This window comes from Streptomyces sp. NPDC107517 (assembly GCF_055582645.1).
Map to the genome: position 1 here is coordinate 308,266 of NZ_JBVJPM010000009.1, position 14,613 is coordinate 322,878.

A 14,613-nucleotide genomic window follows, 5' to 3' on the forward strand; every position below is an offset into this window, starting at 1 on the left:
GCCCAGTGAACTTCCCGCAGACGGAGAGGCAACCGGCAATGGAGTGGACGGGCGCGCGCTACGCCGACAAACCGACGGTCGAGGTCCGCAGAAGGGTTCAGGCGTCGCCGGAGCGGGTGTGGGAGTTCGTCTCCGACATCGACCTGATGCCGACGTTCAGCGCCGAACTCCAGTCGGTCGCCTGGCTGGACGGGGCGGCGGGCCCCACACTCGGCGCGCGGTTCCTCGGGCACAGCAAGCACGAGTCGCTGGGGGAGTGGGAGACCACCTCGCATGTCGTCGCGTGTGAGGCGCCACGCGAGTTCGCCTGGGCGGTCGAGGACCCCGAACAGCCCAGCGCCCTCTGGAGGTTCACCCTGACACCGCTCGACGACGGCGGCACCGAGCTGGCCCAGTGGATGCAGCTCGGCCCCGGCCGCTCCGGGCTCTCGTACGCGATCGACGCGATGCCGGAGAAGGAGCAGAAGATCGTGTTCGTGCGGCTGCGGGAGTTCGAGCGGAGCATCACCGCCACGCTCGACGCGATCAAGGACCTGGCCGAGGGCGGCCCGGCTCCGGAAGGACGGGGCGAGTGATGCGTACATCCACGACGATCGAGGCCTCGGGCGGCAGCTGGCGCGAGACGGTCGACTTCGTGACCGAGGCCGAGCGGCTCGGGATGGACATCTGCTGGGTGGCCGAGGCATGGGGCTCGGAGGCGCCCTCGCCGCTCGGATATCTGGCGGCGCGCACGGAGAGGATGCTGCTCGGCTCCGGGATCATCCAGCTGGCGACCCGCACCCCGGCCGCGATCGCCCGCGCGGCGATCACCCTGTCCAACATCTCCGACGGCCGCTTCCTGCTCGGACTCGGACCGTCGGGACCGCAGGTGATCGAAGGGCTGCACGGTGTCCCCTTCGCGCGGCCCCTGTCCCGTATGCGCGAGACCGTCGAGATCGTCCGACAGGCCGCGGCCGGAGAGAAACTCTCCTATGAGGGGCGGGAGTTCACCCTCCCGCTGCCGGGCGGCGAGGCGAAGCCGATGCGCCTGTCGATGCGCGCCGAACACGACCTGCCCGTCTATCTGGCCACACTCTCGCCCAGGATGCTGCGGCTCACGGGCGAGGTCGCGGACGGCTGGCTCGGCACGAGTTTCGTGCCGGAAGGTGCGCAGGAGGCCTACTTCGACCACCTGGACGCCGGGCTCGCCGCGGCCGGCCGCAAGCGGTCCGACCTGGACATCTGCCAGGGCGCCGAGGTGGCGTTCGCGGACGACGAGGACGCGCTGCGCGCGATGGTCGCGGGCCGCAAGAAGGAACTGGCCTTCAGTCTCGGCGGCATGGGATCCGCGACCACCAACTACTACAACAACGCCTACAGCAGGCAGGGCTGGGCCGACACCGCGGCCGAGGTCCGCGCGCGGTGGCAGGCCGGCGACCGGGACGGCGCGGCGGAACTGATCACCGACGACATGGTGCTGGCCACCACCCTCATCGGCACCGAGCCCATGGTCCGCGAACGCCTGCGGGTCTGGAGCGCCGCGGGCGTCGACACGGTCCGCCTCTACCCGGCCGGCGACACGCTGGATGCCCGGCTGACCACCCTGGGCAGGGCCCTGGATCTCGTACGGGACGTGGGGCGCGAGGGCGCCGGTCAGGATGTGTGCGGGTCCGCCGGGCCCACGTAGTTGCTGAGCTCGATCAGGTTGTCGTCAGGATCCCGCACGTACACGCTGACGATGGGCCCGGTGGCACCCGTGCGTTCCACCGGGCCCTCCTCCAACGGGACGCCGTGGCTCGCCAGTTCGGCGATGACCCGCCGGACGGGCTCGTCGACGATCAGGCACAGGTCCGCGCTGCCGGGCGTGGGGCGGGCCGCCTTCGGCTCGAACTCGTGACCCGCCTCATGGAGGTTGATCTTGCTGTGGCCGAAGGTGAGGGCGCGGCGGCCGCCCCGGAAGGTGACCGCCTCCATGTCCAGGACCTTCGTGTAGAACGCGACCGTGGCGTCGGGGTCGCGCACGGTGAGGACGAGGTGGTCGAGCCGGTCGATGCGCATGGCGCAAGCCAACCAGGCGTCGTGCGGCTTGTCGACGACCGTCCGAACGCGGCCGGAAGCCCGGCCACCGCTGCCGGTGGCCGGGCCGTGACCTCGGGGCCCGGTACTAGCCCAGCACCCTCCCCAGCGCCGCGAGTGCCGACTCGAGTTCCTCGCGAGTGATGGTCAGGGGAGGGGCCAGGCGGATCGTCGAACCGTGCGTGTCCTTGACCAACACGCCCTCGTCCAGGAGAAGTTCGCTGATCCGGCGGCCCGTGCCGATGGCCGGGTCGATGTCGACGCCCGCCCAGAGGCCGCGGGCCCGGAAGGCCTTGACTCCCTTGCCGGTCAGGGCCTCGAGCCCGGCGCGCAGCACCTCGCCCAGATCCGCCGCCCGGCGCTGGAATTCGCCGGTGGCGAGCAGGTCGACGACGGCGGAGCCGACCGCCGCGGACAGCGGGTTCCCGCCGAACGTGGAACCGTGCTCGCCCGGCCGCAGCACCCCCAGGACGTCCCGCCCCGCGACGACCGCCGACACCGGCACGATGCCGCCGCCGAGCGCCTTGCCGAGGAGCAGCATGTCGGGGCGCACGGCCTCGTGGTCGACGGCGAGCGTGCGGCCCGTGCGGCCGAGCCCCGACTGGATCTCGTCGGCGATGAACAGGCAGCCGGCCCGCCGCGTCAGATCGCGTACCCCGGTGAGATAGCCGTCGTCCGGGATGACCACCCCGGCCTCGCCCTGGATGGGTTCGAGGAGGACGGCCGCCGTCGTCTCGTCGACCGCCGCCTCGAGCGCGGCCAGGTCGTTGTAGGGGACCACGCGGAAGCCCGGCGTGAACGGCCCGAACCCGGCGCGGGCCGACTCGTCAGTGGAGAAGCTGACGATCGTGGTCGTCCGGCCGTGGAAGTTGCCGTCGGCCACGACGATCGTCGCCCGGTCCGCGGGGACGCCCTTGACCTCGTACGCCCACTTGCGGGCGACCTTGACGGCGCTCTCCACGGCCTCGGCGCCCGTGTTCATCGGCAGCACCATGTCGAGCCCGGTCAGCTCCGCGAGGCCCTCGGCGAAGCCGGCCAGACGGTCGTTGTGGAAGGCGCGCGACGTCAGCGTGAGCTGGTCGAGCTGACGGTGGGCGGCCTCGATCAGCGCGGGGTGGCGGTGGCCGAAGTTGAGGGCCGAGTAACCCGCGAGGAGGTCGAGGTAGCGGCGGCCCTCGACGTCCTCGACCCAGGTGCCCTCGGCGCGGGCGACGACGACGGGAAGGGGGTGGTAGTTGTGCGCGAGCACCGGCGTCTCGGCGCTGATGAGCTCGGCAGAGGAACGCGGGGCCTGGACGGGGGCGACGGTCATGAACGGATCTCCTGGGTGCAGCACTTGATGCCTCCGCCGGCCTTGTGGAACTCGGAGAGGTCGACGGGGACGGGGACGTATCCGCGGTGGGTGAGCTGTTCGATGAGGCCGGTGGCCTGCGGGGCGACGAAGACGCGGTGGCCGTCGGAGACCGAGTTGAGGCCGAAGGCCATCGCGTCGTCGCGGGTGGCGAGCACGGCGCTCGGGAAGAGCCGCGCGAGCACCTCGCGGCTCCCGGCCGAGAATGCCTCCGGGTAGTACGCGACGGTGCCGCCGCCCGGATCGTCGGGGTCGTCGAGGGCGAACAGCGCGGTGTCCAGGTGGTAGAAGTACGGGTCGACCAGGCGCAGGCCGATGACCGGTACGCCGAAGAACTCCTGCGCCTCGTCGTGCGCGGCCCGCGTCGTACGGAATCCGCTGCCCGCGAGGATGCAGCGGCCCGCCGGTACGAGGTCGCCCTCGCCCTCGCAGACCGACTCCGGACGGTGGACGTCGTAGCCCGCCGCCTTGAACCACGTCTCGTACTCCGCGGACTCGGGGCGGCGTTGCTCCGCGTGGAAGTGGGAGCCGAGGACGCGGCCGTCCACGACGAGCGCCGAGTTCGCGGCGAACACCATGTCGGGCAGGCCCGGGACGGGTGGCACGGTTTCCACGGTGTGTCCGTGCGCGCGGTAGGTCTCGATCAGGTTCTGCCATTGCGCGATGGCGAGCGCGGTGTCGACCCGCACGTCGTCACGCATCCACGGGTTGATGGCGTACTGAACGTCGAAGTATCGAGGCTCGCACACCAGATAGCGCCTGGGCACAGACGGGTACCTCCGCTTCCGGCGGGACAACGATCAGAGGGTGTCTCCACGGTAGGAAGCGGCAGTGGCGCTCGACAAGAGCATTTGGATGCGTGAGTCCGCAGTAATGCTGCGCAGATCGGGTGGTCAGTGCTGGTTTGCTGCGTCCGCTCCGTCGTCGGGGGCGGGCTCGCGGGCGCCGGCCTCCGCGCTGTCCGGCAGCAGATGGGAAAGGACCATGTAGCTGATCGTCTTGCGGATGAACGGCTCGGCCCTGATGCGTTCGAGCACCTCTTCGAAATGGCCGACGTCCGTGGCCCTGACGTGCAGCAACGCGTCGGCGCCGCCCGTCACGGTCATCGCGGAGGTGATCTCCGGATGGTTGCGCACGACTTCGGCGAGCCGGCGGGGCGGCGCCGCCCCGTCGCAGTACACCTCGACGAACGCCTCGGTGCTCCAGCCGAGCGCGGCCGGCCGCACCGTGGCGGTGTAGCCGGTGATGACATCGTTCTCGCGCAGCCGGTCGGCGCGCCGCTTGACCGCGGTCGCGGACAGTCCGATGGCCGCGCCGATCTCCGCGAAACTCGTCCTGGCATTGGCGATCAGGGCGGCGACGATCTTGCGGTCGAGATCGTCGAACCCGATGTGCTTGCTGTTCATGGCCGGAGGTCCTTCTCGTGCTGGTCACGGGCGCGCAGGGCCAGGGCCACCAGCGCGGCGTCCTCGGGGCGCCGCACATCGCGGCCGGTCAGCTCGGCGAACCGGTTGATCCGCTGCTGGATCGTGTTGCGATGGCAGTACAGGGCGGCCGCGGTGTCCGCGACGGACCCGGTCCCGGCCAGGTGCGACCGTACGGTATCGAGCAGGCGCCTCGCCTCGACGGCGGGCACCGTTTCCGCGTGCAGCCCGCTGAGGACGTCGTCGGCGAGATCCCGCCCGAAGCCCTCGGCGCGCTGCACCAGGACATCGAGCCAGCTGTCCTCGAGTCGCCGTGGACCCGGGGCGTTCGCGGGCAGGACGCGCGCCGTGGCCGTCGCCAGGACCACCGCACGCGGCACCGCGGCCAGGCCCGCCGCCGCGGAGGCGACCCCGCACGGCGTCTCCTGGAGCTGGGCGAGTACCGACTCCGCCGTGGTGCGCCGGCCCAGTTGCACGGCGAGCACCAGATCCGACGCGACCTCCTGCAGCTGGACGGGAACCTCGGCCGTGCGCAGCGCCGCCGCGGTCCTGCGCAGCCCGGCCCCGTGCTGTGGCGGCGCCACCGCGCACAGGAACCGGTCGTCGGCCTGGAAGCCGAGGGCGAGCGCCGCGTCCCGCACCACCGTCGGATTGCGGCCCTCGCTGTCCAGGAGCCGGGCGAACCACATGCGCCGCTCGTCCGCCGCGCGGCGCCCCATGTCCAGAATGGTGCGCTGGTACGCCGTCATGATCCCGGTGACGTGCTTCTCCACGGCCTCCCACACGTGGTACGCGGACGTCACCAGCTCGGCTTTGTCCTCCTCGCCTGCCTTGTCGACCAGCGCCGCCCAGACGACGCGGAAGTCGAGGCGCGCCGCCGCGAGGAGGGAGTCCAGAGGGACACCCTGACGGGCGCGCCTCTCCCCGATCTCCTCGGAGACCGTGGCGATGCGATCGGGCAGGGGCAGACAGGCGACCTTGCGCAGCAGGTACTCGAACGCCTGCCAGGCCGTGGCGCGGAAGTCCTCCTCCGAGACGCGGTCCACATAGGAGGCACGGACCGGCCGTACGCACTCCACCCACAGGCCGACGAGGCTGTCGATGTCCTCCAGGCAGCGCCGGGCCAGCTCGGTGACCCGGGGGTCAGGGGGCGGGAAGAGGACGGGCTCACTGTTCATGTGCACAATCCTGGCCGCCCCATCGGCGCCAAATCAACGTTGGCTTCGCGCCAGACCCCGTGAATTCTTGGAGTGTCCGGCAGGCCGTGGCCGGAATTCCACTGCATGGAGGGCCGGGTAGCTGTGCATTTGACCCCTCGAGAGCTGGAGCGGATCCAGCTGTTCACCGTCGCGGAACTGGCGCGCCGCCGCAGGGCGCGCGGGCGCAGGCTGAACGCACCGGAGGCGATCGCCCTGATCTGCGACGAGGTTCTCGAAGCCGCCTGGGACGGCCTGAGCCTCGACGAAGTGATCGCGGCGGGCCGCAAGGTCCTCACCGAGGACGACGTCATGGACGGGGTGCCGCAGATGGTCACCACGATCCAGGTCGAGGCCCTGTTCCCGAGCGGTACGTCCCTGGTGGCGATCGACCACCCGATCCCCACCACGGGCGGGAGCGGCGAACCCGGGCCGGGAGCCGTCCGCACCGCACCCGACCCGGTCCTGATCAACACCGGCAGGCTCCGCTCACGGCTGACCGTCCGGAACAACGGCGACCGCACCGTCTACCTGTCCTCGCACTACCCGCTCGCCGAGGCGAACGCGGCCCTGGAGCTCGACCGCGAGGCCGCCGCGGGCATGCGGCTCGACATCCCGGCGGGCACCGCCCTGTCCTTCGAACCCGGCGCCGTACGAGAAGTCGACGTGGTGACGGCACGCCATGAGGAGGCGTCATGACACAGGTCGACCGCCGCACGTACAACGCGCTCTACGGCCCCACGACCGGCGACCGGATCCGGCTCGGCGACACCTGCTTGTGGGTCGAGGTGGAACAGGACGACGGCACACCGGGCGACGAACTGCTCGGCGGCTGCGGCAAGACGGTCCGCGACGGACTGCTGGCGTCGCCGCGCTCCGACCGGGACTCCGCGCTCGACATGGTGGTGGCCGGCGTCGTCCTGATGGACCCGGTGCTCGGCGTCCGCAAGACCGACATCGGGATCAAGGACGGCCGGATCGTCGCCGTCGGCGGCGTCGGCAACCCGGATGTCATGGACGTCGACTTCGCCATCGACTCCCACACCTCGGTCATCCCGGGCGAGGGCCTGATCGCCACCCCCGGCATCGTGGACAGTCACGTCCACCTCTCTTCGCCCGAGGTGGCACCCGCCGCGCTGTCCGCCGGAGTCACCACGCTCGTCGGCATGGGCCTCGGCGGAGTGTGGGAGATCGGCTGCAACCCGGCGCACAACCTGCACACCCTGATGGCGTCCTGGCGCGGCACCCCGCTCAACATCGCCTTCCTCGCCCGGGGTTCCTCCACCTCGCGCGCCCTGCTCGACGAATCCGTACTCGCGGGCGCCGGCGGCTTCAAGATCCATGAGGACTTCGGGGCCACCCCGCGCATCATCGAGACGTGCCTGGGCACCGCGGAACAGGCGGACCTGCCCGTCGCCATGCACACCGACTCCATGAACGAGTCCGGCTATCTGCGCGACACCATCGGCGCCACCCGCGGCCGCACCGTGCACGCCTACCACGTGGAGGGAGGCGGCGGTCACCCCGACCTCCTGGAGATCCTCTCCGAGCCCAACGTGCTTCCCTCGTCGACCACCCCGACGGTTCCGTACACCGCCAACACCGTCGGCGAGCTGTTCCCGATGACGATGACGGTCCACCGGCAGAACCACCACTCGCCCAGCGACATCGAGATCTCCAAGGGACGCATCCGAGGCCACGCCATCGCCGCCGAGAACGCCCTGCACGACCTGGGCGCGATCAGCATCGTCAACTCCGACTCCATGGGCATGGGCCGGATGGCCGAGACCGTGCGCAGGACCTGGCAGCTCGCCCATGTGCAGGCCCTCGCGAACGGCGGCGGGGGAGTGGAACACCCCGCCAACGCACGGGCGTTGCGCTATCTGGCGAAGATCACCCTGAACCCGGCGATCGCGCACGGCCTGGCCCACGAGGTCGGTTCCCTCCAGCCGGGCCGCATGGCCGACCTCGTCCTGTGGCACCCCGCCTGGTTCGGCACGAAGCCCGAACTCGTCGTCAAGGGCGGCTTCGTGGCCTGGGGCAACACCGGCTCGGGCTCCGGCTCCACCCGACTGACCCAGCCCCGCACCTACCGCCCCTACTTCGGGGCACTCGGCGACGCCCCCGCGCGCCTGTCCCGGATCTTCGTCGCACAGGCCGCCCTGGAGGACCGGGCCGCCCGCGCCGCGCTCCCGCAGGGTCTGCAGTACGCGCCGATCGCCGGCGCCCGCGGTCTGACCCGGGCCGACATGCTGCACAACACCGCCACGCCACGCGTCCATGTGCCGCGCGAGCCCGCTCCCGTCCTGGTCGACGACGTCCCCACCGGAACCGACGCCGTCACCGAACTGCCCCTCGCCCAACTGCACCACTTCGCCTGAGGGACGGACCCACCCCATGCTTCTCGATCTGCTGGTGCGCAACGCGCGCATCCTCACCCTCGACGACGACCGGCCCACCGCCCGCACCCTGGGCGTCCTGCACGGCAGGATCGCGGGACTCGACGACGACGTCGAAGACCTGCCCGCGCGCCGCGTCCTGGACGCGGGCAGCGCCACCCTCGTCCCCGGCTTCAACGACGCCCACTGTCACACCGCGTGGTTCGGTCTCACCCTCGCCCAGCTCGACCTGTCCAAGGCCCGGTCGGTGGACGAGGTGTACGCGGCCGTCGCCGACCACGCGGGGGGCCGGCCGCAGGACGCGTGGGTGATCGGCGCCGGGCTCGACCACCACAAGCTCGGCGGCGTCCAGCCGCACCGCGACGCTCTGGACCGCGCCGCGGGCGGCCGCCCGGTGTGGCTCAAGCACACCTCCGGACACGCCTGTGTCGTCAACTCACCCGTTCTGGACAAGGCCGGCGCGCTCGCCGACGGGTTCGCCGACCCCACCGGCGGCGTCGTCGCCCGGGACGCGGACGGGCGGCCCAACGGACTTCTCGAAGAGACCGCGCAGCAGCTCGTCCAACGCCAGGTGCTGCCGTACCCCGTGGCCACCCTCGCCGACGCCATCGGCGCCGCCACCCGGCACTACCTCGCCGAGGGCATCACCAGCTTCACCGAAGCGGGCATCGGCGGCGGCTGGATCGGGCACAGCCCGGTGGAGCTCGCCGCCTACCAACTCGCCCGCGACAACGGCGCGTTGCACACCCGGGCCCAGGTGATGGCCGCCTCCGACGTGCTGCACCCGCTCACCGCGCACGCCGACGACGGCATCACCCTCGGCCTCGACCTCGGCATGCGCACCGGCTTCGGCGACGACCGTCTCTCGCTGGGCCCCGTAAAGATCTTCCTCGACGGCTCGCTGCTCGGCCGCACCGCCGCAGTCACCGAACCGTTCTGCGGCTGCCCCCACGACACGTCCGCCACCGGATACTTCCAGGGCGACCCCGAGGCCATGGCCGACACCGTGGTGGCCGCGCACCGGGCCGGCTGGACCGTCGCCGCCCACGCCATCGGCGACCGGGCCGTCGACCTCGCACTCGACACCTTCGCCCGCGCCCAACGGGCCCACCCACGCCCGGAGGTGCGCCACCGGATCGAGCACGCCGGCGTCGTACGCCCCGACCAGCTCGCCCGCTTCGCCGAGCTGCGCGCCGTGCCCGTGCCGCAGCACAACTTCCTGTACGCCTTCGGAGACGCCATGGCGGCGGCGCTCGGGCCGCAGCGCACCCCCTGGTCGTACCGACTGCGTTCCCTGCTCGACCTGGGCATCGTCGTGCCCGGCAGCTCCGACCGGCCCGTCGCTCCCGGCGCCCCGCTGCCCGCGATGCAGTCCATGGTGGAGCGCCTCACCGAGACCGGCGCGCCCTTCGGCGCGGACGAGAGCGTCACGGCACTCGCCGCGCTGCGTGCCTGGACCGTCGGCTCCGCGCACGCCACGGGCCACGGCGACCGCAAGGGCGTCCTGCGCCCCGGTCACCTGGCCGACTTCACCGTCCTGGACGCCGACCCCACGTGTATCTCGCCGGACCGCATCGGCGCGATCCGGATCCTGGCCACCTCCGTCGGCGGCACCGTCGCCCACGACCCGCTCGGCATGACCGCCTCCACCTGACTGCCTCCGCCCGAGGCACCCTCCCCGCTCCACCGTCCCCCGACCGCCCACGCGGTCACCGTCCCCCGGGAGATTCCGTGAGCTCCAACAGCACGACGCCGCCGACAGGCCGCACCGTCGCCGGCGCCGCCGACATCAAGCGCCTCCTGTCCGCCGCGTTCATCGGCACCGCCCTCGAGTGGTACGACTACTTCCTCTACGGCACCGCGGCCGCGCTCGTCTTCAACAAGCTGTTCTTCCCCTCGCTCGACGCCACGACGGCGACCATCGCCTCCTTCGTGACCTTCGCCGTCGGCTTCGCGGCCCGGCCCATCGGCGCCGCGGTCTTCGGCCACATCGGCGACCGCTACGGACGCAAGGCCGCGCTGATCATCACGGTCGTCATGATGGGTGTCGCCACCGGCTGCATCGGCCTCCTCCCCTCGTACGACACCATCGGCATCTGGGCGCCCGTGCTGCTCGCCGTACTCCGCTTCGTGCAGGGCATCTCGGTCGGTGGGGAGTGGAGCGGCGCGATGCTCCTGACCCTGGAACACACGCCGAAGGAGAAGCACGGCAGCTACTCGGCGGTGCCCCAACTCGGCTCGCCCGTCGGCACGTTGCTCTCCAGCGGCGCATTCGCCCTGGTCGGCCTGCTGCCCGACGACGCCTTCTACGCGTGGGGCTGGCGCATCCCGTTCCTCGCCGCCTTCGGTCTGCTCGTCTTCGCGCTCTACCTGCGCCTGCGCATCGAGGAGTCACCGGTCTTCCGCGCCATGATCGAGGACGCCGAGAAGAACGGCCCCGCGCCCGCACCCCTCATCGAGGCCTTCCGCAAGACCTGGGGCCGCATGATCATCAGCGTCCTCGCCGCCTTCCTCGGCATCGGCGGCTTCTTCCTGCTGACCACCTTCATGATCTCGTACGGCACCGAACAGCTCGGCATCGCGAAGTCCGTGATGCTCAATGCCACGCTCCTCGCCGCCGTGGCCGAGATGGTCGTGATCTACGTCGGCGGCCGGATCGCGGACCGCGTCGGCCCGTGGAAGGTGTGCGCCGTCGGCGGTGTGCTGTCGGTCCTGGTCGCCTTCCCGGTCTTCTGGCTCGTCGACACGGGGCAGACCGCCCTCGTCATCCTCGGTGTGACGCTCGGCGTCGCCGTCATCTCCATCCCGTACGCCACCATCGGCGCCGTCGTCACGGGCCTGTTCCCGGAGACCTTCCGCTACAGCGCCGTCGCCATGTCGTACAACCTCTCGGGTGTCCTCGGCGGCTTCGTCCCGCTCGTCGCCGCCTGGCTGACCGGCGTCACCGACGGCGCGTCCTGGGGTGTCGCCCTCCTCCTCGTCCTCATCGCCGCCTGCACCGCGGCCGGTTCCTTCCTGGCCGGCCCGCTGCTCGGCAGCCGGTCCGCCACCACGCCCGACAACACCTCCGCACCTCAGAAGGCCACCGCATGACCCAGCACCACCCCGCCCGTCCCGGCGGCCAGGTCCTCATCGACCAGCTGTCCGCACACGGCGTCGAGACCGTCTACGGCGTGCCCGGAGAGAGCTACCTCGCCGCGCTCGACGCCCTGCACGACGCCCCCGTCCACATGGTCGTATGCCGCCACGAAGGCGGCGCCGCCTACATGGCCGAGGCCCACGGCAAGCTCACCGGGCGCCCCGGGGTCTGCTTCACGACCCGGGGTCCCGGTGCCACCAACGCGCTGGTCGCCCTGCACACCGCGTACCAGGACGCCACGCCGATGGTCCTGTTCATCGGCCTGGTGCCGCGCGGGCACACCGACCGCGCCTCCTTCCAGGAACTCGACCTGCGCGGCACGTTCGGCGCGAGCGCCAAGCTCGTCGAGACCATCGACGACGCCGCGCGCATCCCCGAGTACGTCGCCCGCGCGTTCGCCGTCGCGAGCAGCGGCCGGCCGGGTCCCGTGGTCCTCGGTCTGCCGGAGGACATGCTCACGGATGTCGTACGCGTCGCCGACACCACCCCGCTGCCTGTCCCCGGCGGCGGCGTGACCGCGGCCGAACTCGTCTGCCTGCAACGGCTGTTGACGGCCGCCGAACGGCCCCTCCTGTTCCTCGGCGGCGGCCGCTGGACCTCGGACGCCCGCGCCGCCGTACGGGACTGGGCCGAGGCGTGGTCCCTGCCCGTGGCGGTGGACTTCCGCTGCCAGGACCTCATCGACAACGAGTCCGAGGTGTACGTCGGTCCGCTCGGCTACGGACGCGACGACGCGCTCGCGCAGCGGGTGCGGGAGGCCGACCTGCTGCTGGCCGTCGGGACCGCACCGGGTGACGTCGCGACCGACGGGTTCACGCTGCTCCCCACCGACGGGACGGGACCGCGGCTCGTCCAGGTGCTGCCCGAACCGCAGCCGCCGGGCGCCCTGTACCCCGCCGAACTCACCCTGCTCGCCGCCCCCGAGGCCTTCGCCGACGCGGTACGCGCCCTGCGTCCCGGCAGCCCCCTGCCGTGGGCCGTGCGGACCAAGCAGGACAGGGCCGCCCATCTGTCGTTCCGCACGCCGGTCCCGGAGGACGATCCGCTCGACCTGGCCACCGTCTTCGCCACGCTCGACGAGCGGCTCCCCGCGGACGCCGTCATCACCTTCGGCGCCGGCAACCACGCCATCTGGGCGCAGCGCTTCCTCACCTACCACGGCGCAACACGCCAACTCGCCCCGCGCAACGGGTCCATGGGATACGGCATACCCGCCGCCGTGGCCGCCGCGATCCACGATCCGGAGCGCCGGGTCGTCTCCGTCGCGGGCGACGGCTGCTTCCTGATGAACGGGCAGGAGCTCGCCACCGCCGTGGCCGAGGGCGCCGAGCCGCTGATCATCGTCCTGAACAACGCCAAGTACGGCACCATCCGCCAGCGCCAGGAGCAGGCCTATCCGGGGCGGGTCAGCGGCACCGGACTCGGCAACCCCGACTTCGCCGCGTACGCCCGTGCTTTCGGTGCCCACGGCGAAACCGTCACTGTCACCGACGAGTTCGGACCCGCGCTCCAGCGGTCCCTCGACAGCGGCAAGGCCGCCCTCATCGAGCTGAAGGTGACCGACGGGCGCCTCGCCCCCGGCATCACCGTCGCCTCCCTGCGCAAGGAGAGCTGCCATGTCTGACCTGACCCTGCACAACATCGTCGACGGCCGCAGCGCCGAGGTCGCCGACCGGATGGAGCTGACCGACCCGGCAACGGGAGAGGTCTACGGCACCGCGCCCCGCTCGTCCGCCGCGCACGTGGACGCGGCCGTGGCCGCCGCACGGCGCGCCCTGCCCGCCTGGCGCCGCAGCACCCCGGCCCGGCGGCAGGAGGCGCTCCTGCGCCTGGCCGACCTCGTGAGCGCCCACGCGGACGAGCTGGTCGACGCGGAGGTGCGCAGCACCGGCAAGCCGCGCGAGACGACCCGGACCCTCGAAGTGGGCCGTGGCGCCGACCAGTTGCGCTTCTTCGCGGGGGCCGCCCGGGTCCTGGAGGGCGTGGCCGCCGGCGAGTACGCGCAGGGCCACACCTCGTACGTCCGCCGCGAGGCCGTGGGCGTCGTCGCTCAGGTCACGCCCTGGAACTATCCGCTGATGATGGCCGTGTGGAAACTCGGCCCCGCGCTCGCCGCGGGCAACACGGTGGTCCTCAAGCCGTCCGACACCACGCCCTGGTCGACCGTCCTGCTCGGCGAACTCGCCGCGCGTGTCTTCCCGCCGGGCGTCGTCAACATCGTGTGCGGCGACCGGGACACCGGACGTGCGCTCGTCGCCCACCGGGACATCGACATGGTGGCCATCACCGGCAGCACCCGGGCCGGCTCCGAGGTCATGGCCGAGGCCTCCCGCGAGGTCAAGAACGTCCACCTGGAGCTGGGCGGCAAGGCCCCGGCCGTCGTCTTCGCCGACGTCGACCCCGTCCGCACGGCCCGCTCCCTCGCCGACGCCGCCTTCTTCAACGGCGGCCAGGACTGCACTGCCGTGACCCGGATCCTGGTTCAACGCCCGCTCCACGACGCCCTGTTGACGGCCCTCGTCGACGCCGCGCGCGACACCCGGACCGGCTCACCTGACGAGGACGCCTTCTACGGTCCTCTCAACAGCGCCGCCCACGCCGCCCGTGTCGAGTCCGTCATCGCGACGCTCCCCGAGCACGCCCGCGTGGAGACCGGGGGCCGGCGTGTCGACCGCCCCGGCTACTTCTTCCCGCCCACCGTCGTCTCCGGCGTCCGCCAGGACGACGACGTGGTGCAGGGCGAGATCTTCGGCCCCGTCGTCACGGTCCAGCCTTTCGACACCGAGGAAGAGGCCATCGCCCTGGCCAACGGCGTCGACTTCGGCCTGGCGTCCAGCGTGTGGACCGCCGATCTGGGCCGCGCCATGCGGCTGAGCGCCGAACTCGACTTCGGCTGCGTCTGGCTCAACTGCCACCAGGTGGTCCTCGCCGAGATGCCCCACGGCGGATACAAGCAGTCGGGCATCGGCAGGGACCTGAGCCGCTACGGCTTCGACGACTACACGCGGATCAAGCACGTCATGGCCGCGCACGGGACGCCCTGACACTC

13 protein-coding genes are annotated in these 14,613 nt (G+C 71.9%); 8 read left to right on the forward strand and 5 right to left on the reverse strand.

All coding sequences use genetic code 11. The annotated features are described in order from the left end of the window. Window positions 1-38: 38 nt before the first annotated feature. Window positions 39-575: an SRPBCC family protein gene (locus ACZ67T_RS22630; protein ID WP_469986348.1), complete on the forward strand. Its 537-nt coding sequence runs from the start codon at window positions 39-41 to the stop codon at window positions 573-575. Next, on the forward strand, window positions 575-1,666 hold the full coding sequence (locus tag ACZ67T_RS22635; protein WP_469986350.1) for an LLM class flavin-dependent oxidoreductase: 1,092 nt from the start codon (window positions 575-577) through the stop codon (window positions 1,664-1,666). Before ACZ67T_RS22630 ends, ACZ67T_RS22635 begins: the two co-directional genes overlap by 1 nt. Here ACZ67T_RS22635 and ACZ67T_RS22640 read toward each other — a convergent pair. The 5 genes from ACZ67T_RS22640 to ACZ67T_RS22660 form a co-directional block, all read right to left on the reverse strand. Further along, window positions 1,633-2,037 carry a VOC family protein gene (locus ACZ67T_RS22640; RefSeq protein ID WP_469986351.1) on the reverse strand — a complete coding sequence of 135 codons (405 nt, stop codon included), beginning with the start codon at window positions 2,035-2,037 and terminating at the stop codon, window positions 1,633-1,635. The genes ACZ67T_RS22635 and ACZ67T_RS22640 overlap by 34 nt on opposite strands. Window positions 2,038-2,143: 106 nt before the next feature. Continuing rightward, on the reverse strand, window positions 2,144-3,367 hold the full coding sequence (gene rocD, locus ACZ67T_RS22645) for an ornithine--oxo-acid transaminase (RefSeq protein ID WP_326772083.1): 1,224 nt from the start codon (window positions 3,365-3,367) through the stop codon (window positions 2,144-2,146). Next, window positions 3,364-4,173 carry a dimethylargininase gene (ddaH, locus tag ACZ67T_RS22650; RefSeq protein WP_469986352.1) on the reverse strand — a complete coding sequence of 270 codons (810 nt, stop codon included), beginning with the start codon at window positions 4,171-4,173 and terminating at the stop codon, window positions 3,364-3,366. The genes rocD and ddaH overlap by 4 nt, the downstream gene beginning before the upstream one ends. Before the next feature lie 126 nt (window positions 4,174-4,299). Then, entirely contained in the window at window positions 4,300-4,812 is a 513-nt protein-coding gene (locus ACZ67T_RS22655) for an Lrp/AsnC family transcriptional regulator (RefSeq protein WP_469986353.1), read from the reverse strand. Continuing rightward, window positions 4,809-6,008, reverse strand: coding sequence for a helix-turn-helix domain-containing protein (locus ACZ67T_RS22660; RefSeq protein WP_469986355.1), 1,200 nt, complete (start codon window positions 6,006-6,008; stop codon window positions 4,809-4,811). Before ACZ67T_RS22660 ends, ACZ67T_RS22655 begins: the two co-directional genes overlap by 4 nt. A 123-nt stretch (window positions 6,009-6,131) precedes the next feature. Here ACZ67T_RS22660 and ACZ67T_RS22665 point away from each other — a divergent pair, with 123 nt between their 5' ends. From ACZ67T_RS22665 to ACZ67T_RS22690, 6 genes are all read left to right on the forward strand, one after another. Further along, window positions 6,132-6,725, forward strand: a complete 594-nt coding sequence (locus ACZ67T_RS22665) for an urease subunit gamma (RefSeq protein WP_469986356.1) — start codon at window positions 6,132-6,134, stop codon at window positions 6,723-6,725. After that, window positions 6,722-8,407, forward strand: a complete 1,686-nt coding sequence (locus ACZ67T_RS22670; protein ID WP_469986357.1) for an urease subunit alpha — start codon at window positions 6,722-6,724, stop codon at window positions 8,405-8,407. Before ACZ67T_RS22665 ends, ACZ67T_RS22670 begins: the two co-directional genes overlap by 4 nt. A gap of 16 nt (window positions 8,408-8,423) precedes the next feature. After that, window positions 8,424-10,079, forward strand: coding sequence for an amidohydrolase (locus ACZ67T_RS22675; RefSeq protein ID WP_469986359.1), 1,656 nt, complete (start codon window positions 8,424-8,426; stop codon window positions 10,077-10,079). A gap of 77 nt (window positions 10,080-10,156) precedes the next feature. Beyond that, entirely contained in the window at window positions 10,157-11,518 is a 1,362-nt protein-coding gene (locus ACZ67T_RS22680; protein ID WP_469986360.1) for an MFS transporter, read from the forward strand. Continuing rightward, window positions 11,515-13,188 carry a thiamine pyrophosphate-dependent enzyme gene (locus ACZ67T_RS22685; RefSeq protein ID WP_469986362.1) on the forward strand — a complete coding sequence of 558 codons (1,674 nt, stop codon included), beginning with the start codon at window positions 11,515-11,517 and terminating at the stop codon, window positions 13,186-13,188. Before ACZ67T_RS22680 ends, ACZ67T_RS22685 begins: the two co-directional genes overlap by 4 nt. After that, window positions 13,181-14,608 (forward strand): aminobutyraldehyde dehydrogenase, encoded by a 1,428-nt coding sequence (locus ACZ67T_RS22690; RefSeq protein ID WP_469986363.1) that lies wholly within the window; start codon window positions 13,181-13,183, stop codon window positions 14,606-14,608. Before ACZ67T_RS22685 ends, ACZ67T_RS22690 begins: the two co-directional genes overlap by 8 nt. Window positions 14,609-14,613: the final 5 nt, after the last annotated feature.